The sequence below is a fragment of the Telluria sp. ZT3P26 genome, from assembly GCF_059686035.1.
Genome location: NZ_JCASII010000001.1, coordinates 1,500,715 through 1,523,843, shown reverse-complemented (window position 1 = coordinate 1,523,843; position 23,129 = coordinate 1,500,715). Strand labels below are relative to the sequence as shown.

The window sequence follows — 23,129 nt, the reverse complement described above, 5'->3', positions numbered from 1 at the left end:
AATGCCACCTTGGGGAGCATCCTGGTTGTTGGTTATTGGTTTTTGGGACGTGGCCGCAATACTTTCTCAACGAAGCGGGCCGTTTGACCGCTTTGAGCAGAAAAGGCGCGCCGGCCCTTGAAGGCAGGGCACGCATGGGCAGCGGCCATCAGCCAAGGCGACCTGCCGCCCCCGTCGGCACCTTGGCCGGGATCCATCATGTATCCGATCCTCTCGGCAATGACTTCGTTGCGGAGTAGGTCAATAACTTTGAGCGAGCTACCCGCAATCCAGTAACGACGATCATCGGCTGTCGAAATATCCTCATAAGTAACGCCATAGCGTGGTGCTGGCTCACTGGTAGGGCTGGACACCAATACCACTCTGAAATAACCCTTTACATAGCGTGGGTCCTTCAAGCCTGGTTGCTCGATGAAACCTGAGTAGCGATATCGTTTCCCATCCTCAGGGTCACTGGCGTCCACGTACCTATATCCAACTTGCCTCTGAGGAGGAGCGATCCGCCCTTCTGCGCGCTCAATATGGCCAGGCAGATCATGGTGCGCCCCAAGAAAACTTTCAATATAGCCATCTCCGGTAAGGTCTCTCCCGTACGGATCATCAAGGGCGAACTGTTGACGGTAGTTGATGTTGCGGGAACGGATCTTCAGTAGCAGCAGACCATCCACATCCTCGACGGTCCTCGTAATTTTCTCTCCGGCTGTATTGCAACGCTGCTGGAACAGAGTTCGCGCCACGGCAATATCATTGGGTTCTGCAAAGACATGCAGCGCCATGCTCGAAAGAATCACTGCAACAATCATTCCAGCCGTTAAAAAAATATTTTTTTCCTTCATGGTGAAAAGTCCCCAGTCCGAAGTGGATAAGTAATGACATCGATATATCCTAACGGAAAACTTCTGACGATTACTCGCCAATTGTCGCAAGGCAAGTTGTAAATTTTCAGTTCTTACAATCGTTTTCCTCGTCGCATATGGGCGCGGGGTCCCTGCTTGTCTGGTTGGACAAGAGCATGCGCTGGCACGGCAGCGCATGGGGAAAGCGGGCCGCAACCTGAAGTACAGCGAGGCAACGATCCAGTCCAGCTTGACGATCGAGGGCTTGAAAGGCGGTCACGGCGCGACTGCGCTACATGGGGCGAAGGCGATTCTCCCTGCTCGAAGAGAACGTCCATCCATGGAGGGACCAGCGCCGTGGTGCCATCGCCCGCAACGCCATCCTGGCGGCCACGCGTCGGCTTGGCAGAAAAATCTGGGAGAAGCGACGACACGCCCACTCACTCCCCCGTGATCTTCGCATCCTTCACAAATTTGCCCCACGTCTGATATTCCTTACTGGTATGCGCTGCCAGTTCCTGCGGCGTCATGTAGACCGCATACGCACCCTGCTCCTGCGCCTTGCGCTTGAATGCGTCGGTCGCCATGATTTTCTTGATCTCGCCAGTCAGCTTGTCCACGATCGGCTTGGGCGTGTTGGCGGGCGCGTACACGGCAAACCATGAACTCACGTCCAGCTTCTCGTACCCTTTGATCGTCGCGGTCGTCGGCACGTTGGGCAGGCTCGGCAGCGCGACATTGCCGGTGACGGCAATCGCGCGCAGCTTGCCGGACCGGATGTGGGCCAGCAACGGCGGCGCCGTCGTGAAGGTCATCTCGACGTTGCCACCGAGCAGATCGGTAATCGCCGGGCCCGTGCCTTTGTACGGCACGTGGGCGATATTGGTGCCGCTCATCTGGTTCAGCATTTCACCCGTCACGTGCTGCAGCGAGCCATTGCCGGACGACGCGTAATTGAGTTTGCCGGGGTGTGCCTTGGCGTAGCTGACCAGCTCGGGCAGCGTCTTGATCGGCAGATCGGGCCGCACGACAAACACTTGCGGCGCCACGATCAGGTTTGCAACGGGGGTGAAGTCCTTGATCGGATCAAACCCGGCCTTGACCACGTGCGGCGTGATGACGTGAAAGCCCGAGTACTGCACCAGCAAGGTGTAGCCGTCCGGCTTGGCCCGCTTGACGGCCGAGGCAGCGATCGCGCCTGCCCCGCCCGGCCGGTTCTCGACGACGACCGGTTTGCCCAGAGCCTTGGACAGCGGATCGGAAATCATGCGCGCGGCCAGGTCGGTGGTGCCGCCCGGTGCGGCCGAGACCATCAGCGTGATGGCGCGCGCGGGATAGTTGTCCTGCGCGTGCGCGCCGATGCTGACAAGTGCTGCGCCGACGGCGAGCATACTGGCGCGCATGCGCAGCGAGTGGATCGATTTCATGGTGTCTCCTGAATTATTAAAATAGTTGTTTGCATTCCGGCGATGGCCCGGACTCAAGCCGGGCGAGCTTCCGCGCGCTCCCTGATCGCTGCAAAATCCCCGGGTGGCCGGTGCAGGTCAAGCCGCCGGCCCGCCTTGACGATCTGGCTCGGCGTCTCGTGCCCGATCAGCGCCGGCAGCCGTGACGATGCGTCCAGCAAGCGCCCCAGATCGACACCCGTGTCGTAGCCCATCAACTGCAGCGCATGCACCACCTCTTCAGTGCAGACATTGCCCGAGGCGCCGGGTGCATAGGGGCAGCCACCAATGCCGCCAAGCGACGCGTCGAAGCGGTCGGCGCCCGCATCAATCCCGGCCAGCACGTTGGCCAGCCCCATGCCGCGGGTATTGTGAAAGTGCAGGCTCAGTTCAGTATTCGGCCAGGCTGCGCGAAAACGCGCCGTCAGCGACGCGACCTGGCTCGGATACGCCATGCCGGTCGTGTCGCACAGGGTGATCCCGCCGGCGCCCGCCTCGTCGATGAAGCGCGCGCACCAGGCCAGCACCGTGTCTTCGGGCACGTCGCCTTCCATCGGGCAGCCGAACGAACACGACAACGAGATATTCACGGTCAGCGCCGCCTGTCGCGCCAGGGCGGCCACTTCGCACAAGCCCTGGAACGATTGCGCCTGCGTCATGCGCAGATTGGCCAGGTTGTGCGTTTCGCTGGCCGACATCACCAGGTTCAGTTCGTCGGTGCGGCTCTCGATCGCGCGCTCGGCGCCACGCACGTTCGGCACCAGCGCGCTGTAGATCACGCCCGGCACCCGCTCGATGCCGAGCATCACCTGCTGGGCATCGGCCAGCGCCGGAATCGCCTTGGGCGAAACAAAGGCGGTCACTTCGATCTTGGCCATACCAGCCTGCGACAGGCTGTTGACCAGGGCGATCTTGTCGGCGGTCGGCACGAACACCAACTCGGCCTGCAAGCCGTCGCGCGTGCCGACTTCCTGCATGTGGATGCGGCGGCCAGCGCCGTTCCACCGGTTCATGCGACCACTCCCTTGTCGCGCAAGGCGGCGATGTCCGGCTCGCTCAATCCCAGTTCGCGCAGCACGCCATCGGTATCGTCGCCAAGACCAGGGGCGGAAGTGCGGACGCTGCCCGGGGTGCCCAGCAACTTGGGAACGACGCCCGGCACCTCGAGGTCGTAACCGTCGCGCGTGGACTGGGCCAGGATCATGTCGCGCGCCCGGTAATGGGGATCCTCCGCGATGTCTTTTGCCGTATAGACTTTGCCGGCCGGGACGCGGGCGCCGCCCAGCAGGTCGAGGACCTCGGTGATCGGGCGCGTTGCCGTCCAGACGCTGATGGCGGCGTCGATCTCGGCCACGCGCACGACGCGGCCAGCGTTGTCGGCCAGCGCCGGATCGTGCGCCAGGTCGTCGCGCCCGATCACGGTCATCAGGCGCTTGAAGATGCTGTCGCCGTTGCCGGCGATGAGCACGTAGCCATCGTTGCAGCGGTAGGCGTTCGACGGCGCGATGCCGGGCAGCGCGCTGCCGGCGGCTTCGCGCACGGCGCCAAAGGCGCTGTATTCGGGCAGCAGGCTTTCCATGACATTGAACACCGCTTCGTGCAGGGCGACGTCGATCACCTGGCCCATGCCGCCATTGACCTTGCGGTGGTACAGCGCGGTCAGTACGCCAATCGTGCCATGGAGAGCCGCCAGCGTATCGCCGATCGACACGCCGCAGCGCACCGGCACGCGGTCCGGCTCGCCCGTCAGGTGGCGCAAGCCGCCCATCGCTTCGCCGATGGCGCCGAAGCCCGGCAGATCGCGGTACGGCCCGGTCTGGCCATAGCCCGAGATGCGCAGCATGACCAGGCCCGGATTGATGGCCGACAGCGCCTCCCAGCCCATACCCCAGCCTTCCAGGGTGCCGGGGCGGAAGTTCTCGATCAGCACATCGGCTTCGGCAATCAGTTTGCGGGCAATGTCCTGGCCCTCGGCGCTGCGCAGGTCGAGGGCAATGGAGCGCTTGTTCCGCGACTGCACCTGCCACCAGACGGACGTACCTTCCTTGATCATGCGCCAGTTGCGCAGCGGATCGCCGCTGCCGGGTGCCTCGATCTTGATGACATCGGCGCCGAATTCGCCCAATGTTTTGCCAGCGAACGGGCCCGCAATCAGTTGGCCCATTTCGATGACGCGCACGCCACGCAGGGCGCCGTCGGGAATGCTGTTGTTGAGGTTCATGCTGGATCTCGTCGGTTGTTGTGACCTGTCGACCCAGCATAGAGACAACGGGCCCTGCCCGTCCAACCGTTTCTTTTCAACGAGCCTTCGTCAACCGCGAACGCTCTTCGGCGGCCCCGAGATGCGCCAGCAGCGCCCGCGTCACCGGTGACAGGCCTTTTTCTTCCCGCACGACGATGCGCAGCTCGCGCTCGGCCCACGGCTCGTCGATCTCGACGGCCACCAGGCCCAGCGGCTGGCCGATGGCGGTAAACACTTCGTAGGGGATCACGCCCAGGCCCATGCCTACCTGCGCCATGCGGCACACGGCGTCGAAGCCAGGCACGTGGATGCGGGTTTTCAATGGCCGGCCGGAGGCGCGCGAGGCCAGGTGCGTGCGCTTGTTGATCGAGCTGTCTGCGTGCAGGCCCACGTGATCGAAGTCGAGCGTGTCCGCGAACGGCACGCGGTCACGCCCGGCCAGCGCGTGGTCGTGGCGCATGACGAGCACGACGCGATCGCGCCGGTACAACTGGCTGTGCAGGTCGCGGGTATCGGTGTCGCCCGAGCAGATGCCGATCTCGGCAAAGCCGTCTTCAACGCCCTTGACGACATCGCCGCTGGGGCGTTCCTCGAGGTCGAGCCGGATCTGCTCGTGCAGATTCAGGAAGGCGCGCAAGTCTTCCGGCAGGAATTCCACGATGGCCGACAGGTTTGCCACCATGCGCACGTAGCCGCGCAGGCCCTGGGCGTGCTCGGCCAGTTCCTGGCCGATCTTGTCGACGCTGAGCAGGATGCGGCGCGCGTGCGTCAGCAGCGATTCGCCGGCCGGGGTCAGGGTCATGCCGCGCGCGGTGCGCACCATCAGCGCCACGCCCAGCGCCCCCTCCATGTCGGCCAGCCGCTTGCTGGCAGCCGAGACGGCAATGGCTTCGCGCTCGGCGGCGCGGGTGAGTGATCCTTCTTCGTGGATGGCCAGGAAAAGCTGCAGGCTGGTGAGGTCCAGCCTTCTGAGGATATTGTTCAATGCCATCGAAAAAGCTGATACAGCGGGAGACAAAAGTGCCACGACTGTATCAGGTCTTCTCAGGCCAGCAGGTTTCCCACTGTGGGCGCGTCCGCCAGGTTCCAGATGCGCCCGGCCAGCACATGCATCTCGGCCTCGCTTGCGGCCTTGCCGAACAGCGCCAGGCGCAGCGCTTTCTGTTCGAGTTCAGGGCGCGACAGCGTGTTGCCGGGGTCGCCCTTCGGTTCGTCGACCCGGCCAGTGAGGCGCCGCCCATCGGTCGTCTCGACCGTGACCTTGCCGATCCAGCGCGCCGGATAGGCGGTGTCGACTTCGTCGTCGAATTCCATGCCCACCTTGCCACGAAACGCCGCGATCGGCGCGGCATTGAAATGGTCCTCGAACTGGCTCAGGCCGGCCACATCGTAATGCGCGATCAGCGCCAGCACGGTCCCCATCGAGAATTTGGCCTGGTGCACCGTGTGCGGATCGACGACCGCACCCAGCACGTCGATTGCGCCCTGATGCACGTGCGCGACGACGCGCGTGATCTGCCCGGGTTGCAGGCCGTGGGTTCGCATCACCTGCTGCAAGGCGTCGGCAGCCGGATGCGTGTGCCGGCACGACGCGTGAAACTTGAAGGACGTCTCGGCCAGCGCCCAGCGCTCGCCCAGGCGGTCGGTCAATCTGGCCGGATCAGCGTCGCTCGACATGCCCGCCGCCATGCCCTGCGCGCCCTCAAGGATGCGGCGCGCACCGGTAAAGCCGTCCTGCGCCAGGTAGGCCGATGTCAGGCCATTCGCGGCCGCGGCGGCCGTGTGCAACTGCTTCGAGTCGGCGGCATCGCGCAGGAATTCCCACAGGCCCGCCGCCTGCGTGCCGGCCGAACCGAACGCATGCAGCATCTGGTCGGGAGTGAGCTTGAGCAAGTGCCCCGCTGCCGTCGCGGCGGCCAGCGTGCCTGCGGTGCCCGTCGTGTGGAAGATGCGGTAGTGCGAACGACCGAGAAACTCGCCGACGCGGATCCCCACTTCATAGCCGGCCACGACCGCCGTCAGCAGGTCGCGCCCGCTGGCGCCGATCGACTGGGCGACCGCCAGGGCTGCCGGAAACACGACCGCGCCCGGATGGAAGACCGAGCCGTTGTGCACGTCATCCTGTTCGGCGACGTGCGAGGCAGCGGCGTTGACCATCGCCGCGAACATCGGCGTGGTGGTGCGGCGCGAGATCAGCACCTCGCAGGCGCCGCTGCCCGGCCCCATCGTCTGCGCATAGCGATCGATCGTTTGCACGGCGCGCGCCGTGCGGCCGGCCAGCGCGGAACCGATCCAGTCGAGGAACAGGTCTTCAGTGCGCATGCGCACGGCGTCGGGAATCTGCTCGTAGCGCAGCGTGGCGGCGAAGCTGGCGAGCTGCTGGCTCGGGTGATGGTGGTCAGCCATGTGGTCTCCTGGAATCTTCATATCGGTGCATTGGCGCGGTTTGACCATCATAGAGAGCAATACACGTCAAGCTGAAATAGAAAAATCTGATACCAGCATGAGGCTGTTGGCTCAGTGGAGCTCTGCGATTGTCAAGCGCTAATGCTGCCAATCAATAAACATGGTTCGCACTCCCAGTAATGAGATATCATTATCATTAAGAATCGTATCGTGTGGCCTTCCGTCAACCTGCACGCCAATCGGGCATGCCGCAGACATCCGGCCTGACAATTTTCCCTCTCACCCTGCCGTCCTCTCTGGAGTATCGATCTTGCAATCCGCCACCCGTTCCACCCGCCCGTCTGCGATTTCCCACGCCGTCATGCTTATGTGCCTGTCTGGCGGTGCCGCCGTCGCGGCTGATGAGACGCCTGACCTCGCGCGTCTGGCCGCACCCTCGGCGCAGGTCGTCGAAGTCCGGGGCCAACGCGGCGACGAGGAGCGGCTGGCCCCAGGCCTGGGCGCCAGGGCGCTGCCGGGCAGCGTGACCACCGTGACGGCCGAAGACCTGGCCACGCTCGACATCGGGCGCGACATCTCGAACGTGTTCCGGCGCGTGCCGGGCGTGGTCGCCAACAATATCGACCAGGGCGACACCGGCAACGGATTCCGGATGCGCGGCTTCGCCACCCAGGGCACGCACGGCGCCGACACTGCTATTTATATCGATGGCGTGCCGCAGAACATTCCATCCAGCCAGGGCGGCGCGGGCCACGGCCCGGCCTTCCTCGAATGGATGACCGGTGACATGATCGATACCTTCGACGTGATCAAGGGCCCGGTGTCCGCTATGTTCGGTGACCAGAACCGCGCCGGCGCGGTGGCGATCCGCACCCGCGAAGGCGGCGCGGCCACGCCGTCGAGCGCGACGGTGACGGTGGAAAGCTACGGCGGGCGGCGCGGCTCGCTCGTGCTGTCGAATGAGTTCGGCTGCGTCCGATCGCTGCTGGTGGCCGACCGCTACAGCCTCGACGGTTTCCGCCACGGCGCCAGCCTCGACCGCAACAATCTGTTCTGGAAGCTCTCGACCCATATCGGCGACGGCGTCTACAGCCTGCGCGCCACCTATTACAAGTCGGACTATGCCGGCGCCGGCTACCTGTCGCTGCCGGCCATGGAAGCGGGCTTGGTCGATCCGCACGACACCATGTTCAACCTGCCGGGCTTTGGCGACGCGCACCGCAAGACGCTCGTGTTCAACCGCAGTCCGGCAACGGGTGAGGCCGGCTGGTTCGCCACGGCCTATGCCGAGGATTTTGCGCGCAGCCGCGCGATCCAGACCAGCACCACACTGCACACCTACGGCTACGACGAGCGTGACATCTTCGGCGCGCGCGGCGGCACGACCTGGGCCTTCGGCGATGCCGGCATGCTGACGGTCGGCCTTGAGGCGCGCCGGGACAAGGGCGACGCGTTCCGCCAGCAATACCGCAACCGCCAGCCGACCGCCAGCTACGTCAACAACCAGAACCTCGACCTGCTGACCTACGGCGCGTTCCTCCAGGGCCAGTACCGCATCCTGCCCACGCTCAAGCTGCACGGCGGCGCGCGCTATGACCGTTTCGACTACGACCTCGTCAACCGCAAGCTGCCCGCCGCATCGACCGGCTACGAAGCCTCGGTGGTGACGCCGAAATACGGCGCGATCTGGAACGTCCTGCCTGCCGTCGAGCTGTACGCGAACGTCGCCCAAGGCTTCCGTTCCCCTGCCGCCGAGCAGATCAGCACCAGCGGCAGCCTGGGCCCGCTGGGCGCACCGGGCGGTCGCAGCAATCCGGGTATCGATCCGAGCCGGGTGCGCTCGCATGACATCGGCTTCAAGGCGGCGCCGCTGGACGGCCTGAGCGTGTCGGGCGCGTTCTATGCCATCGAGAACGACGACGAGATCATCAACACGGCGCCGGACGTGTTCGTGGCATCCGGCCAGACCACGCGCCGCGGTCTCGAATTTGACCTGCACTACCAGTTCAGCAGCGCGCTGAACACGTACCTGAGCTACGGCCGTATCCTGCGTGCGCAGCTGGACAATCCGGCGCCCGGCGCCGGCCCGCGCCTTTCGGTACCGGAACACACGTGGAAAGCCGGCGTCCAGTACCGCACGGCGATGGGCCCGGGCCGGCTGTCGCTGAGTGGCGACGTGTACGTCACGGCCGGCAATCCCTATTACATGGGCACGCCGCTGTACGAGCGCGACATGCCGACCTATGTGCGCTATGACATGAAGGCGACCTACGATCTGGGCAAGTTCCAGGGCGCGCTGTTCGCGACGCTGCAGCCGCATGCGTTCGCCAGCGACATCGCGTACGGCACGGCCGGTGGCTTGCTGGTGACGACCGTGCCGCAGGCGACAGCCGGGGCGTCGCTGCGTTACTACTTCTGATCGTGGCTTGGTCATCGGGACGGGCGTCCGATTGAATTGATGCAGATCAACGACCGCCCAGTGCTGCAAGGCGTAATTTTGATGCCTGTCACATCAACGCTTCATCACAGCACATGCACCACACCCCATGCTATTTCCCCGCCTGACCTGGCCCGCCAAAGCGCACGGCGGCGCCGGGCACCTCGTCCTGCTGTTTCTTCTCCAGGCTGCCACTGGCTCCGGCGCGCTCGCCAGCGACGCGCTCCCGTGCGCGCCGGAGGCTGTACAAGCCGACCATCTCCCCTCGTCCGCCGTGCCCTGGCTGTCCGGCGCGCATGGGATGGCAACCCACGCACTGCAACTGCTGCGCGCGGCGCCCGAACACGGCCTCGATGGACGGCGCTACCAGGTGGAGCAACTTACGCAGCGGCTGGCCGGGCCGGACGGCCAATCGGCGGCCTTCATGCATGACCTGAACGGCGCCATGGTGCAGTACCTGTGCGATCTGCACAGTGGCCGCGCTGCCTGGGCCAGCCGGGTAGCGGCGGCGCCCGACACCGGCTTCGACCCGCGCCAGCGCCTGGCCACGGTGCACGATGCGCAAGGGCTGGCGCAGGCCATCGATGGCGCCGTGCCGGCCATTCCGTTGTATGGCAGGGTCAAGGCAACACTGGCGCAGTACCGGGCCTTGTCGAAGATGGCACCGGCGTGGCCCGCGCTGCCACCTGTCGCGCGGGGCGGCATCCACGCAGGCGAACCCTATGCGGGTGCGTCCGCTCTCGCGGAAAGACTGCGCTTGCTGGGTGACCTGGACGCCGGGTCGAGCCCGGTCAGCGACGGGATCTACACGCCAGAACTCGCGGGCGCCGTGCGGCGTTTCCAGTCCCGTCACGGGCTGGACGACGACGGCGTGCTGGGCGCCGCAACGGTCACGGCGTTGTCGGTGCCGCTCACGCATCGCATCGCCCAGCTGGCGCTGACGCTCGAACGCCTGCGCTGGTTGCCGCCGCCCCCGGCGCACGGGCGCGTGGTCGCCGTGAACGTGCCCACCTACCGCTTGTGGGCGTTCGATGCGCGGGACAACTTCGCAAACCCCGCGCTGGAAATGCGCGTGATCGTCGGCGCGCGCGGCCGCACGCCCACACCCCTGTTTATCGGCGCCATGCGCTACCTGGAATTTGCGCCCTACTGGAATGTGCCTGCCAGTATCCAGAAGAATGAAATCGTACCGAAGCTAACGCGCAATCCTGCCTATCTGCAGCAGAATGACATGGAGCTGGTGGGGCCGGACGGGCGCGTACTGCAGGCCGGCGCCGGCGCTGCGCTGAGCCAACTGCGGGCCGGCAGCGCCAGGGTCAGGCAGCGGCCTGGCCCACGCAATGTGCTGGGCGACGTCAAGTTCGCGCTGCCCAACCCGATGAATATCTACCTGCACTCCACGTCGGCCCGGGAGCTGTTCAAGCGCACGCACCGGGACCTGAGCCATGGCTGCATCCGCGTCGAACAACCGGCCGAGCTCGCGCAGTTCGTGCTGGCCGATCCGCAGCAGTGGAGCGCTCAACAGGTGGCCGCTGCCATGAGCGGCGGAAAGAACCGGACCGTCACCCTGCCTGCGCCGGTGCCGGTCGTGCTGTTTTATGCGACCGCGCTGGTCGATCGCGAGGGCCGGGCATTGTTCGCACCCGATATCTACGGGCGCGATGATGCGCTCATCGCTGCGTTGCAGCTGGAATGAACGCGCCGCCGTGGCGCGGCCACGGCGTTCCCCTGCGCCATCCCGTTCCACCTGACCACCGTTACACCACGGCGACTGTGTTCTTTACTTGTTTTCCAGCGTCGGTTTCCTGCTTGCCGGATGACGAGGTAGTGGCCACCGGCGTCTTCACTGCAGCACCGTGGACGGCGGCGGCCTGCGCCAGCAACGCATAGAAGATCGTGTTCATGCGGCGCATTTGCTTGGTATTCATGGGGGCTCCCTGGTTGATGGATGAGCGCCATGTCGTATGGCAGTCACGGGATGCAGTGTGCAGAGATGGGGACGCAATTTCAATGATGCACGTCAAACATTGCCGTCACCGTGGCCCTCAGTGAAATAAACCTGCTGCGCCCTACCGCACCAGCACGTACCGGCCCGGCGCATCGTCTGCGTCGGGCGCAGCAACCGCCTTGGCGGCAATCTGCGCGCTTGCATGACGGCGCAGCCAGTGTTCCCAGGCCGGCCACCACGACCCCGGTTGCGACCGCGTGACGGCGCACCAGGTCTCCGGATCCAGATAACGGCCGTCGTGGACGCGTGTGGCGATCTGGTAGCTGTGCGCACCGTTCGTCAGCGGTGGATTGACGACACCGGCGTTGTGCCCGCCGCTGGTCAGGCAGAACGTCAGCTCGGCGTCGGCCAGCAGGTGCAGCTTGTACACGGACAGCCAGGGCGCGACGGTGTCGCGCTGCGTGCCCAGCACGAACATGGGCAAGTGCAGGTCAGAGAGCGCCACGGGGCTGCCGCCCACACGGTAGCGGCCCTGCGCCAGATCGTTGTCGAGATACAGGCTGCGCAGGTATTCGCTTTGCTGGCGGTACGGCATCCGGGTGGCATCTGCGTTCCAGGCCGCCAGGTCGCTGGTGACGCGCCGGCCCTTTCCCATCAGGTAGTTCTGCACCATGCGCGACCAGACCATGTCCTTCGAATTGAGCAGCGCGAAGGCGCCTTCCATCTGCGTGCCGTCGAGATAGCCCTTGCCGGCCATGACGTTGTCGAGAAAGTTCAGCTGGCTCTCGTCGATGAACAGGCCCAGTTCGCCTGGCTCGCTGAAGTCGACCTGCGCGGCCAGCAGCGTCAGGCTGGCCAGGCGCTGGTCGCCGTCGCGCGCCATGGCGGCTGCGGCAATGGCCAGCAGCGTGCCGCCCAGACAGTAGCCGAGCGCCTGGATCGCGTACCCGGGGCGCTGCGCGGTGACCTGGTCGATGGCCGCCATCACGCCCAGCGCCAGGTAATCGTCCATCCCGAGATCGCGATCGGCCGCGTCCGGATTTTTCCATGAAATCATGAAGACGGTGTGGCCCCGGTCGACCAGGTAGCGCACCAGGGAATTGGCCGGCGACAGGTCGAGAATGTAGTACTTCATGATCCATGGCGGCACCATCAGGACCGGCTCGGCGCAAACGGTCGTGGTGGTCGGCTGGTATTGCAGCAGCTCGATGAGGCGGTTGCGGTACACCACCTTGCCCGGTGTCACGGCCACGCCCCGGCCAGGTTCGTACCCCGATGGCGCCGTGGCGGCAGCGCCGCTGGCGTCCTCGATGGCATTGTGCAGACCCTTGACCAGATTCATGCCGCCAGAGCGCCAGGTCTCCCTGAGCACGGCCGGATTCGTCATCAGGAAATTGGATGGCGAAAACATGTCCAGCACCTGGCGCACGGCAAAGGTCCACACTTGCTCATGATGCCGCGTGACCCCGGGCACGCCGGTCGTGGCGTTGTACCACCACTGTTGCTCGAGCAAAAAAGCCTGGTAGATCAGGTTGAACGGCCATGTCTGCCACTCGGGCGCAGCGAAGCGGCGGTCTTGCGGCAAGGGAACGATGCAGGGATCACCTGCCTGACCGGCATGGGTCGCAGCGCTCACGGCCAGGCGCAGCATCTTGCGCTGCGCCTTGCTGACCAGTTCGCGCTGCTTGTCGGGAGAGCCGGCCAGGTGCACCAGCCAGTCCGTGGCGGCCGCAGTCAGCGAGGCCGGGGACAGGCCCTGCGTCCACCAGGCGATCTGGGCGTGCAATGCACGGTCGAGATCGCGCACCGGGGCCAGGTCGGGGATGCCGGCGACAAGGTCACGCGGTTCAGCGCCAGCGGCGACGGCGCAGGCAGGTGTTGCGGGGATGCGAGGCATTGCAGTGTCCGGATGCACGACACCCTCTCAGCGAAACAGCAGGACCGGCAGAGGCGCGTGCTCGGTCACCCGCGCCGTCTGGCTTGCAAGGATATGCTCGCTGGCGCCGTGCCGGCCGTGCGAGCTCATGCAGATAAGGTCGGCGTGATAATCGAGCGCAGCGCGCACGATTGCCTGCCAAGGTTCGGCGCCGCTCAGGACCTTGCATTCGCACGGCACGCCCAGCGTGCGCGCCGTGTCCGCCACCTGCTGCAGGATGCGTTCTGCGTGCGCCTGCGTGGCCAGCGCGGACACGGTATCAGCGCTGTCGGGGAGCGAAATGACGTGCACGGCCACCACAGCCGCGTCAATGCCGGCGGCAAATGCCAGGCAAGTGGCCACCAGCGGCGTCATCGACAGCGAACCGTCGACCGGCAACAGGATGCGCCGGAACATCGGCTTGTGCCCGGGCGCTTCACGGGCCGGCAACGTCGTCATGAGCACGGGATCCGGGGTCGGGCGACGGGGTCGAAACGGGTCATGGAACGGGCCATGGTCATTCTCCGGAAAGAGGGTATCGGCGCCTGCCGTCGACCGATCGTCGGGCATCGGGTTGATCGTATGCGGACCGGCGCAATCACCGATATGACATGCATCAAAAATCGCGGGAACGCGAAGCGTGGCACGCATGCCGCCCTGGCACGCCCGGCAAGTTTGATGCAAGTCAAATTCTTTCAAACGGGTCGGGCCAGGCGCAAAAGTAGCGCTGGACGCACCATAGCGCCGCGCCGTACGCTGGCCAGTCATGGCCATCCGGAGGTACAGCATGTGCTACAAGACCATCGTCGTCCACGTCGACCATTCGCTGCATGCCGAGGGGCGCATGCGGTACGCGGCGCAACTGGCCGCGCGCTGCGGCGCGCACCTCATCGGCAGTGCCTTCTCCGGCATTTCGCGCTATGCCGAGGCCGGCATGACCATGATCCTGACGCAGCAGCATGCACGCCGGGGTGATCACGACAGCGCACTGGCGCGCTTCGACGCCATCGCCGCTGCTGCGGGCGTGGCCAGTCACGAGCGGCGCTATGCCGACGACGAACCTGCCGGCGGACTGGCGCTGCAAGGCCGCTATGCCGACCTGGTCATCGTCAGCCAGACCGACCTCGACGATCCGGCGGCGGCGCACCTGGCCGGCCCAGTGCCGGCACAGGTGATCCAGGGCAGCGCGCGGCCGGTGCTGGTGCTGCCTCATGCACGCCGGCACGAGACGATCGGCGGACGCATCATGCTGGCTTGGGACGGCAGCGTGCAGGCCACGCGCGCTGTCGCCGGCGCCCTGCCCCTGCTGCGCGACGCCGGCCTGGTGGCAATCGTCCTGTTCCAGCCGCCTGATCCGGACGGGCGCGAACCGGGCGCCGATCTCGCGCTGTATCTGGCACGCCAGGGCGTGCGTTGCGAGGTGCACGTCGAGCCGTCGGCGATCGATGACGGCGCCGCCTTGCTGGCCTGCGCGGATTGCCTGGACGCCGACCTGATCGTGATGGGAGCCTACGGGCACACGCGCCTGCGTGAAATGGTGTTGGGTGGCGTCACGGAAACCCTCCTCGACCGGATGACCGTGCCAGTGCTGATGGCGCACTGATGGCCACTGACCCGATCGCCGATGGCTTGAGCGCAGCCGAGGTCACGCACCGTATCACCATGGACGGGCCGAACACGCTGGCCGAAACCGAACGCCGCACCTGGCGCCGCATCCTTGGCGACAGCGCCCGCGAGCCGATGTTCCTGCTGCTGGTAGGCGCAGCCCTGCTGTACCTGGCGCTGGGGCAGCTCGATGAGGGCCTGCTGCTGTGCCTGATGGTCGCCGTCAGCCTCGGCCTGGCCCTGTATCAGGAAGGCAAGACCGAGCGTGCCCTGGCCGCGTTGCGCGACCTGGCCAGTCCGCGTGCGCACGTCCTGCGCGACGGCTGCTGGCACGTCATCGACAGCGCCGGCATCGTGGCCGGTGATGTCGTCGCCGTCCACGAAGGCGACCGCGTGCCGGCCGATGCACACTTACTCAGCAGTGCCGGACTGCAGGCCGACGAGTCGCTGCTGACGGGCGAATCGATGCCGGTCGACAAAGCCGCGACGGCGATGCTGTTTGCCGGTTCCCTGGTGCTGCAGGGTCACGCGATCGCCCGCGTAACGGCCACCGGCGCGCGCAGCGAACTGGGCCGGATTGCCGCGTCCCTGCAGTCGCTGCGCCCCGCGCCGTCTCCGCTGCAGCGCCAGAGCGCCGCGCTGGCGCGCGCGTTTGCCGTGCTGGGCATGGCCTTCAGCGTCGCCCTGGTGCTGGCGTACGGTCTGATCCGCGGCGACTGGCTGCAAGCCGTCCTGGCCGGCATCGCATTGGCCATGTCGATGCTGCCGGAGGAACTCGCGATCGTGATGACCGTGTTTCCCGCGATCGGCGCCTGGCGCCTGTCACGACAGCAGGTTCTGGTGCGGCGGCTGCCGGCGATCGAAACGCTGGGCGCAATTTCGGTCCTGTGCGTCGACAAGACCGGCACGCTGACGGCCAATCGGATGGACGTCGTGGCGCTGTACACGCACGGCGCGCGCCATCCGGTGACGACGCAACCCGTGCCGGCCGCGCTGGCGCCGCTGATTGAAACCGCGGTGCTGGCCAGCACCGCGACGGGACCGGACCCGATCGACCGGGCCGTGCAGCGGCTTGGCGCGGCGCACCTGGCGCCGGCGCAGCACCATCCGGACTGGGCGCTGGTGCACGAATACGGCGTGAGCGCGCAGCAGCGGGCACTGGTGCAGGTGTGGCGGCGGCCCGACGGCGTCCTGATCGCTGCCGCCAAGGGCGCGCCGGAAACCGTGCTGGGATGGTGCAACGTTGCTGCCGAAGCCGGAGCCAGCGCCGGGCTGCTGGCTGCAGCATCGGCCATGGCGCAGGACAGCCTGCGCATGCTGGCTGTGGCGCACGCCACCCTGCCCGGCACCCGCTGGCCGGCCACGCCTGCCGCCATCGCGTTCACGCCGGCGGGCCTGCTGGCCCTGGCCGACCCGCTCCGGCCCGAGATTCCCGCTTGCGTCGCCCGCTGCGCCGCGGCCGGCATCCGGGTGGTGATGATCACGGGGGACCATCCGGACACGGCGCGCGCCATCGCACGACAGGCGGGGCTGGCCGACACGCCGGTGCTCACCGGCGCCGCGCTCGATGCGCTCGACGACGCGGCGCTGGACGCGCGCATCGCTGCGCTCACCATCTGCGCCCGCATCGCCCCGACCCAGAAACTGCGCCTGGTCCAGGCGTTCGCACGCAGCGGCGCCACGGTCGCCATGACGGGTGATGGCGTCAACGATGCACCGGCGCTCAAGGCCGCCCACGTGGGGATCGCGATGGGCGGGCGCGGCACCGACGTGGCGCGCGAGGCGGCGGCGCTGGTGCTGCTGGACGACCGCTTCGCGTCGATCGTCGACGCCATCGGCGCCGGCCGCCGGATCCACGACAACCTGCGCAAGTCGATCCGCTACGTCATTTCGATGCATGCGCCGATCGCCGGCATGGCCATCCTGCCGATCCTCGCCGGCTGGCCACCGCTGCTGTATCCGATGCACATCGTGTTCATGGAGCTGATCATCGATCCTGCCTGCACGCTGGTGTTCGAGAACGAGCCGGCGGCGCCCGGTGCGATGCAGCGCCCGCCGCGCGCTGCGCAGGCGCCGCTGTTTTCGCCCGGCGCCCTCGTCCGCACGCTGGCGATGGGCCTCGGCCCGCTGCTGGCCGTGGCCCTGGCGTATGGCTGGGCGCTGGGCGCACTGGCGCCGGCGCAGGCGCGCGCCTTCGGCTTCACCACGCTGGTGTTTGCCAACCTGTCGCTGATTTTGGTGAACCGCGCAGCCGGCGCCAGCCTGTTCGGTTCGCTGCGCCAGCCCAACCGGATTCTCTGGCTGGTCGTGGCCGCGGCCCTGGGCTTGCTGGCCCTGGCGCTGTACGTGCCGTGGCTGGCGGCCGTGTTCCAGTTTGCGGTGCTGGCGCCAGTGCTGGTCGCTGGCGCGGGCATTATCGGCCTGGCTGGCGCGCTGCTGCCGGCGCTGCTGTTACGCGGCATGGACACTGACCAGCTCGCTACGCGTAAGGATCTGCGTCAATAGCTAGTCAGTATCTTTTTGATGCAAATCAAGAATCGAGAAAAGGTATGACCTGGCCGGCAGCTTGACCTCGACGCCGCACGCCAGCGGCGTTATTGTAAATACATCTACTCCCTCACGTCAGAACGCGATGATGCCCACGCCCCCCACGCAAGCAGCCTGCGCCAGTACTGCAGGGGAGCTGGCGGCATCCGTGTTTCATCACAGCCGCGATGCCATCATGATCACGGCCCTGGATGGTGAAATCCTGGCAGTCAACCGCGCATTCTGCGCCATCACCGGGTACACCGAAGACGAAGTCCGCGGCAAGAATCCGCGCATTCTCAAGTCGGGAGTGCAAGACCACGCATTCTACGCGCGCATGTGGCAAGCGATCACCAGCCAGGGCTACTGGCAGGGCGAAGCCTGGAACCGGCGCAAGGATGGCACCCTGTTCGCCGAGCGCCTGACGATCGTTGCAGTCCCGGACGCCGATGGCAAGCCGCACCATTACCTTGCCATGTTCGCCGATGTGACCAGCGCCAGCATGCAGCGCCGCCGCCTCGAAGAGCGTGCCAACTACGATGTACTGACCGGCCTGCCCAACCGCGTCCTGCTCAGCGAGCGGCTCGAACAGCTGCTGGCCTGTGCGCGTGACGCCGCGTCCAGCGTGGCGCTCGCGTTTATCGATCTCGATGGTTTCAAACAGGTCAATGACAGCATGGGCCATCCGGCCGGCGACCGTCTGCTGGCCAGCATCGCCCAGAACCTGCGCGCTGCCCTGCGCGGGTCGGACACGCTGGCACGCTTTGGCGGCGACGAATTCGTCGCCGCCCTGCCCGGCATGCACGACGACGCGCTGCTGGCCGCATTGCTCGCCCGCGTGGCCGTTGCCGCCCGTGCGCCAATCGTTATCGATGGCAAGGCGATCTGCCTGTCAGCCAGCATCGGTGTTGCCCTGTATCCAAGGGATGGCACCACGCCAGCGCAACTGATTGCCCATGCGGACGCCGCGATGTACGCGGCCAAACGCGCGGCGCGCGGCGGCGCGCGCACCATCCATGTTTCTGCTTCCGGCATGGCAGGCGGAAAGCGTCACCACCATGAGGTATTACCACCATGAATGCTCCGTTACGCGTGCCCCCCGTTCCGGCCCCGCCCGACTTGCTGTCGGTCATGAAAGGCCGGTGCGGCGACTGCAACACGAGTGGCCTGTGCCTGTCCACGGGCCTCGACGCGGGCAGCAAGATGCGTTTCGACCGGCTGGTTGGCCAGCATCGCCGCATCGCGGGCGGCGACACGCTGTATCGCACCGGCCAGCCGCTGCGCAGCCTGTACGCGCTGCGCTGCGGCTTCTTCAAGACCCGCCGGCGGGGGCCTGCAGGCGACCAGATCACCGGCTTCCCGATGGCCGGCGAACTGATGGGGCTGGAAGCGGTGGGCACGGGCATCCACCAGTCCGACGCGATCGCGCTCGAGGACAGCATTGTGTGTGAACTGCCGTTTGCGGCGCTCGAACGCCTGTTCGAAGACATTCCCGGTCTGCATCGCCGCTTCTACCGGCTGATGAGCTGCGAAATCAACCGGCAGCAGCACCTGATGCAGTTGCTTGGTCATATGCGCGCCGAGCAGCGGATGGCCACGTTCCTGGTCGACATCGGGGCGGCGTACGCCATGCGCGGCTATTCTCCCGCGCAATTCCAGCTGCGCATGTCGCGTGAAGACATCGGCAGCTATCTCGGCCTGACCATCGAAAGCATCAGCCGCCTGCTGGCCCGCTTCACCAAGCTGGGACTGATCACGGTCGACAAGCGCGCCATCGTGCTGAACGATCCGGCGCGGATTGCCGAGATGGCAAGCGGCTTCTCGCCCTGCAGTCCGATGGTCTGACCGGCCATGCCGCCAGGGCACGCTGGCGGTTTTGATGCACGTCATGGAAGTTGTGGTCCCTCCCAGTCATCCTCGTGAAAGTCACGCCATCGCGACAGCAAGCACGACGACACCGGAGGTTTTCATGAACATGATGAACGCAGCAGTCTTCACCGGTCCCGGCCGCATCATCCTGGACCGCAAACCCGTCCCGGTCGCCGGTCCCGGCGAGGCCGTCATCAGGATCACGCTGACGACGATCTGCGGCACCGACGTGCACATCCTGAAAGGCGAATACCCCGTCAAGGCCGGGCTGACGATCGGGCACGAGCCGGTGGGCACGATCTATGAACTGGGCCCGGGCGTGACGGGCTACCACATCGGCCAGCGCGTGATCGTGGGCGCCATCACGCCCTGCGGCCAGTGCCATACCTGCCTGGACGGCCACCAGTCGCAGTGCGGTGGCCGCGCCATCGGCGGCTGGCGCTTCGGCAATACGATCGACGGTTGTCAGGCCGAGTACCTGAAGGTGCCGTTCGCGATGGCCAACCTGGCGCCGATTCCCGACGGCCTGACCGATGAGCAGGTACTGATGTGCCCTGACATCATGAGTACCGGCTTCGGCGGCGCCGAACACGGCGGCATCCGCCTGGGCGACACGGTCGCCATTTTCGCCCAGGGCCCCATCGGCCTGTGCGCCACCGCCGGCGCGCGCCTGCGCGGCGCCAGTTGCATCATCGTCGTCGACGCTGTCCCGGAACGCCTGAAGATGGCCCGGCAACTGGGGGCCGATCACGCCATCGATTACCGTGACACCGAGCCGGTCGGGGAAATCATGCGGTTGACAGGCGGCCAGGGCGTCGACGTTGCCATCGAGGCGCTCGGCACCCAGCAGACGTTCGAACACTGCCTGCGCGCCCTCAAGCCGGGCGGCACCCTGTCGAGCCTGGGCGTGTACTCCGGCAAGCTGTCGCTGCCGGTCGATGCCTTCGCGGCCGGACTGGGCGACCAGTCGCTGGTCACCACGCTGTGCCCCGGCGGCAAGGAGCGCATGCGCCGCCTGATGGCCATCGTCGCGTCCGGCCGCCTCGACCTGCAACCGCTGATCACCCACCGCTTCCGGCTCGAGCAGATCGAAGAAGCGTACGACCTGTTTGCCAATCAGCGCGACGGCGTGCTGAAGGTGGCGATCACGCCCTGACGGCTCGCCCGCCCGACCATGTTCGCCACGTAAGCAACCGAGGGGAAATCCATGTCCTACCAATCGATTCTCGTCCACGCCTGCCAGCCGGAACTGGCGCAGGCACGCTACCGGCTGGCAGCAGCCATCGCGCTGGCCGAGAACGCGCGCCTGACCGGCATCGCCCTCTCGGGTGCGATCGAATTCATCGTGCGTTGCAGCGCTGCCGCCGCTGTGGCGCCGATCGGGCCGGACGACTACAACTTCCTGACCGACAATGCGCAGCGCAACCTGACGGACTTCGAACACGCCGTGCGCGCCGCTGGCGTCGTGCCGTTGAAAAGCAAGCTCAGCGATGAATCGGCGATCCGTGCCTTGCCACTGGAAGCGCGCTTTTGTGATCTGCTGCTGATCGGCCAGGTCACGCATCCCGATGCGATCCTGGCCGACGACTATTCGCTGGCGCGCAATATCCTGATCCACGCGCCCTGTCCCGTGATGGTAGTGCCGTCTGCGACCACTGTCACCAGCATGCCCGCCCGGCCCCTGATCGCCTGGGATGGCAGCATGGAAGCAAGCCGGGCCGTACGCGCCGCCCTGCCCCTGCTGCGCCGCGCGGCCAGCGTGACGGCGGTGTGCTTTCATCCTCAGAAATTTGGTGGCGATCAAGGTCTGGCAGGCACGCAGCTCGCAAGCTACCTGGCTTGTCACGGCATCGAAGCCGAGGTGCTGACACCGGCACCGGCGCTGACCGGCAGCATCGGCGATGCACTGCTCGCGCTGGCAGCCACGGGGGCGCACGACCTGATCGTCATGGGCAACTTCGGGCATTCGCGCTTCCGCGAGCTGGTGTTGGGCGGCGTGACCGAAACGGTGCTGGCAGGTACGGTTGTGCCGGTGCTGACAAGCCACTAGGCGCACGGGGGATCTGGCGGCAGCGGTGGCGCCGCGCCGGTTGCGGGCGACTGTTCGCACCCATAGACATTCATTGTGCTTCCACCCGGCCAAGGAGCCATCATGCACAGCCTCACTGCCGACCAAGCAGCGCACGCTCTCGATACTGTCCTTCGGCACACGCACACGCAATTGTGCCGCCAGATCAATGCGCTGGCAGCACAACCCGAAGCCTCCTTCGCCGCCGGCTGGACCGATCTGGTGGCAGGGACCGAAACGGCCTTCCGGGATGAAGAGCGCGTGATGGAGGAGGTCCGGTATGCCGGACTGGCGGAGCACCGGGCCGAGAATGCCTGCATCCTCAGCGCACTGCATCACGTATCGCCGCGCGTCGATGACGGTGACCACGGGATTGGGCGCGAGGTCTTGTCGGCACTGGGGGCCATCATCTCGTCGCACCGGTGCGGCGTCAGGATCCGGCCGCTGGCCGCTGTACAATTGCGTGGGTATCAGCCGCCGCTCTATGGCTGAAGTGCTGAGTTTACCTCGGGTTTCCCATTCTGTGAGAGCCATCTCGGCAACTGCTGTCAAACCTCGTGTTCCGATACCAGCATTGCGGACTGTTCTTGCCGTAGTCCCAATTTGGGACTAGACTTGATACATGCGAGTCCTGTTCCTCCCCACCCTTCGGGCTTTCTACGAACACGCTGAATATGCCGACGCCAAAGAGCCGCTCCTCACTTGGCATGGCCACGCGCTGAAGGCCAACTGGCAAACGCCGGCTGACGTCAAGGCCGACTTCGGGACGGCGAGCATTCTGAAGGATGGACGCGTTGTCTTTAATATCGCTGGCAACAAATACCGGCTGGTCGCATCCATCAACTACCCGTACGGGATCGTTTTCGTGAAGTTCGTCGGCACGCATAGGCAATACGACGCCATCGATGCACAAACTATTGAGGGACATTATGGACATTAAGCCCATCCGTACCGAAGCTGACTACCAGGCAGCGCTCAGTGAAGTCGAGTCACTCATGATTGCCGAGTTCGGCACGCCGGAGGGTGACCGGCTGGACGTGCTTGCGACTCTGGTTGAAGCCTACGAGGCAAAGCACTTCCCCATGGAAGTCGCAGACCCGGTTGAAGCCATCAAATTCCAGATGGACCAGAAGGGCCTCACTGTCAAAGATCTCGAGCCGATGATAGGCCGCTCTAATCGGGTGTACGAAGTGCTCAATCGGATTCGTCCTTTGACCCTTCCGATGATCTGGAGGCTGCATAAAGGGCTTGGCATTCCCGCAGAGGCCCTGATTCAGCCGCCCAAGCGAACAGCTGCTGTTTAATCGCTGTATACGGACGCGAGCGGTCAATTTCTAAAGTACGTTGTCAGCCTTCGCCGGGTCCCGTTTCGCTGACTGGATCTGATTTGCACTAGCTGACCTCGACGAAAGCCGGAACGATTTAGTTGAGCAGTCAGGCTATCCCGGCCCGACTCACACAAACTGGCCTCTACAAAAAGCCGGGGCGATTCAGAAGCGCACAAATCTCGCCAGATCCGCGACTACATGCGCGATCCATGATCAAGGATCAGTGTGTCACTTCGCTTCCGGTGGCAAGTACTGTACTTCCATTTCCGAATCTCCTTAGATTCGGCGAAATGGGCTCGCACTGAACGCCGGGTTTTCTGGTGAAACCGCGACCGAGCCCCGGCCGTTAGGTCAAACGTAACATGTTGACCAGCTGGAAAACTTGTCACTTCTCACGAAGGACCAGACTCGCCCCGAAGCGGACGTTTGAATTGCCAAAAGTTTAGTAGAGCATTGCGAGCCTTAGAATTCTGGCTCTATTGGGGATGCCAAACGAACATCGCC

At 65.5% G+C, this 23,129-nt stretch carries 20 protein-coding genes and 1 pseudogene; 12 read left to right on the top strand and 9 right to left on the bottom strand.

The window, feature by feature from the left end; all coding sequences use genetic code 11:
• Positions 1 to 32: 32 nt before the first annotated feature.
• On the bottom strand, positions 33 to 836 hold the full coding sequence (locus tag AC56LN_RS06795; RefSeq protein ID WP_499570579.1) for a hypothetical protein: 804 nt from the start codon (positions 834 to 836) through the stop codon (positions 33 to 35).
• Between the two features lie 268 nt (positions 837 to 1,104).
• Between AC56LN_RS06795 and AC56LN_RS06790 the strand changes: the two are divergent.
• Positions 1,105 to 1,261 (top strand): annotated as a pseudogene (locus AC56LN_RS06790) (IS5/IS1182 family transposase); the annotation flags it as partial.
• A gap of 15 nt (positions 1,262 to 1,276) precedes the next feature.
• Here the strand turns inward: AC56LN_RS06790 and AC56LN_RS06785 are convergent.
• The 5 genes from AC56LN_RS06785 to AC56LN_RS06765 all read right to left on the bottom strand — a co-directional run bounded on the left by AC56LN_RS06785 (position 1,277) and on the right by AC56LN_RS06765 (position 6,929).
• Entirely contained in the window at positions 1,277 to 2,263 is a 987-nt protein-coding gene (locus tag AC56LN_RS06785) for a Bug family tripartite tricarboxylate transporter substrate binding protein (RefSeq protein ID WP_499570578.1), read from the bottom strand.
• A 53-nt stretch (positions 2,264 to 2,316) separates the two neighbouring features.
• A complete protein-coding gene (locus AC56LN_RS06780; RefSeq protein ID WP_499570577.1) occupies positions 2,317 to 3,294 on the bottom strand; it encodes a hydroxymethylglutaryl-CoA lyase in 978 nt (325 codons plus the stop codon).
• Entirely contained in the window at positions 3,291 to 4,502 is a 1,212-nt protein-coding gene (locus AC56LN_RS06775) for a CaiB/BaiF CoA transferase family protein (RefSeq protein ID WP_499570576.1), read from the bottom strand. Before AC56LN_RS06775 ends, AC56LN_RS06780 begins: the two co-directional genes overlap by 4 nt.
• Before the next feature lie 76 nt (positions 4,503 to 4,578).
• On the bottom strand, positions 4,579 to 5,514 hold the full coding sequence (locus AC56LN_RS06770) for a LysR family transcriptional regulator (protein ID WP_499570575.1): 936 nt from the start codon (positions 5,512 to 5,514) through the stop codon (positions 4,579 to 4,581).
• A 53-nt stretch (positions 5,515 to 5,567) separates the two neighbouring features.
• Positions 5,568 to 6,929, bottom strand: a complete 1,362-nt coding sequence (locus AC56LN_RS06765; RefSeq protein WP_499570574.1) for an MmgE/PrpD family protein — start codon at positions 6,927 to 6,929, stop codon at positions 5,568 to 5,570.
• Between the two features lie 361 nt (positions 6,930 to 7,290).
• On the opposite strand from AC56LN_RS06765, the gene AC56LN_RS06760 reads away from it, so the two are divergent.
• Positions 7,291 to 9,348, top strand: coding sequence for a TonB-dependent receptor (locus tag AC56LN_RS06760; protein WP_499570573.1), 2,058 nt, complete (start codon positions 7,291 to 7,293; stop codon positions 9,346 to 9,348).
• Between the two features lie 127 nt (positions 9,349 to 9,475).
• Positions 9,476 to 11,062 carry a L,D-transpeptidase family protein gene (locus AC56LN_RS06755; protein WP_499570571.1) on the top strand — a complete coding sequence of 529 codons (1,587 nt, stop codon included), beginning with the start codon at positions 9,476 to 9,478 and terminating at the stop codon, positions 11,060 to 11,062.
• A gap of 61 nt (positions 11,063 to 11,123) precedes the next feature.
• Here the strand turns inward: AC56LN_RS06755 and AC56LN_RS06750 are convergent, their stop codons facing one another.
• From AC56LN_RS06750 to AC56LN_RS06740, 3 genes are all read right to left on the bottom strand, one after another.
• The gene (locus AC56LN_RS06750; RefSeq protein ID WP_499570569.1) at positions 11,124 to 11,294 is read right to left on the bottom strand and encodes a hypothetical protein; all 171 of its coding nucleotides are present in this window, start codon (positions 11,292 to 11,294) and stop codon (positions 11,124 to 11,126) included.
• A gap of 141 nt (positions 11,295 to 11,435) precedes the next feature.
• Complete coding sequence (locus AC56LN_RS06745) at positions 11,436 to 13,211, bottom strand: PHA/PHB synthase family protein (RefSeq protein ID WP_499570567.1); 1,776 nt, start codon at positions 13,209 to 13,211, stop codon at positions 11,436 to 11,438.
• A 27-nt stretch (positions 13,212 to 13,238) separates the two neighbouring features.
• Positions 13,239 to 13,799: a universal stress protein gene (locus tag AC56LN_RS06740; protein ID WP_499570565.1), complete on the bottom strand. Its 561-nt coding sequence runs from the start codon at positions 13,797 to 13,799 to the stop codon at positions 13,239 to 13,241.
• A 217-nt stretch (positions 13,800 to 14,016) separates the two neighbouring features.
• On the opposite strand from AC56LN_RS06740, the gene AC56LN_RS06735 reads away from it, so the two are divergent.
• The 9 genes from AC56LN_RS06735 (at position 14,017) to AC56LN_RS06695 (ending at position 22,601) form a co-directional block, all read left to right on the top strand.
• Complete coding sequence (locus AC56LN_RS06735) at positions 14,017 to 14,832, top strand: universal stress protein (RefSeq protein ID WP_499570563.1); 816 nt, start codon at positions 14,017 to 14,019, stop codon at positions 14,830 to 14,832.
• Positions 14,832 to 17,339, top strand: coding sequence for a cation-translocating P-type ATPase (locus AC56LN_RS06730; protein ID WP_499570559.1), 2,508 nt, complete (start codon positions 14,832 to 14,834; stop codon positions 17,337 to 17,339). The genes AC56LN_RS06735 and AC56LN_RS06730 overlap by 1 nt, the downstream gene beginning before the upstream one ends.
• A 127-nt stretch (positions 17,340 to 17,466) precedes the next feature.
• Positions 17,467 to 18,438, top strand: a complete 972-nt coding sequence (locus tag AC56LN_RS06725; RefSeq protein ID WP_499570557.1) for a diguanylate cyclase domain-containing protein — start codon at positions 17,467 to 17,469, stop codon at positions 18,436 to 18,438.
• Positions 18,435 to 19,205 carry a helix-turn-helix domain-containing protein gene (locus AC56LN_RS06720; RefSeq protein WP_499570555.1) on the top strand — a complete coding sequence of 257 codons (771 nt, stop codon included), beginning with the start codon at positions 18,435 to 18,437 and terminating at the stop codon, positions 19,203 to 19,205. Before AC56LN_RS06725 ends, AC56LN_RS06720 begins: the two co-directional genes overlap by 4 nt.
• A 124-nt stretch (positions 19,206 to 19,329) precedes the next feature.
• Positions 19,330 to 20,385: an NAD(P)-dependent alcohol dehydrogenase gene (locus AC56LN_RS06715; RefSeq protein WP_499570553.1), complete on the top strand. Its 1,056-nt coding sequence runs from the start codon at positions 19,330 to 19,332 to the stop codon at positions 20,383 to 20,385.
• 51 nt (positions 20,386 to 20,436) lie between these two features.
• Positions 20,437 to 21,279 carry a universal stress protein gene (locus AC56LN_RS06710; RefSeq protein WP_499570551.1) on the top strand — a complete coding sequence of 281 codons (843 nt, stop codon included), beginning with the start codon at positions 20,437 to 20,439 and terminating at the stop codon, positions 21,277 to 21,279.
• 102 nt (positions 21,280 to 21,381) lie between these two features.
• Positions 21,382 to 21,789 (top strand): hypothetical protein, encoded by a 408-nt coding sequence (locus AC56LN_RS06705; RefSeq protein WP_499570549.1) that lies wholly within the window; start codon positions 21,382 to 21,384, stop codon positions 21,787 to 21,789.
• A 130-nt stretch (positions 21,790 to 21,919) separates the two neighbouring features.
• Complete coding sequence (locus AC56LN_RS06700) at positions 21,920 to 22,237, top strand: type II toxin-antitoxin system HigB family toxin (protein WP_499570547.1); 318 nt, start codon at positions 21,920 to 21,922, stop codon at positions 22,235 to 22,237.
• Positions 22,227 to 22,601 (top strand): helix-turn-helix domain-containing protein, encoded by a 375-nt coding sequence (locus AC56LN_RS06695; protein ID WP_499570545.1) that lies wholly within the window; start codon positions 22,227 to 22,229, stop codon positions 22,599 to 22,601. Before AC56LN_RS06700 ends, AC56LN_RS06695 begins: the two co-directional genes overlap by 11 nt.
• Positions 22,602 to 23,129: the final 528 nt, after the last annotated feature.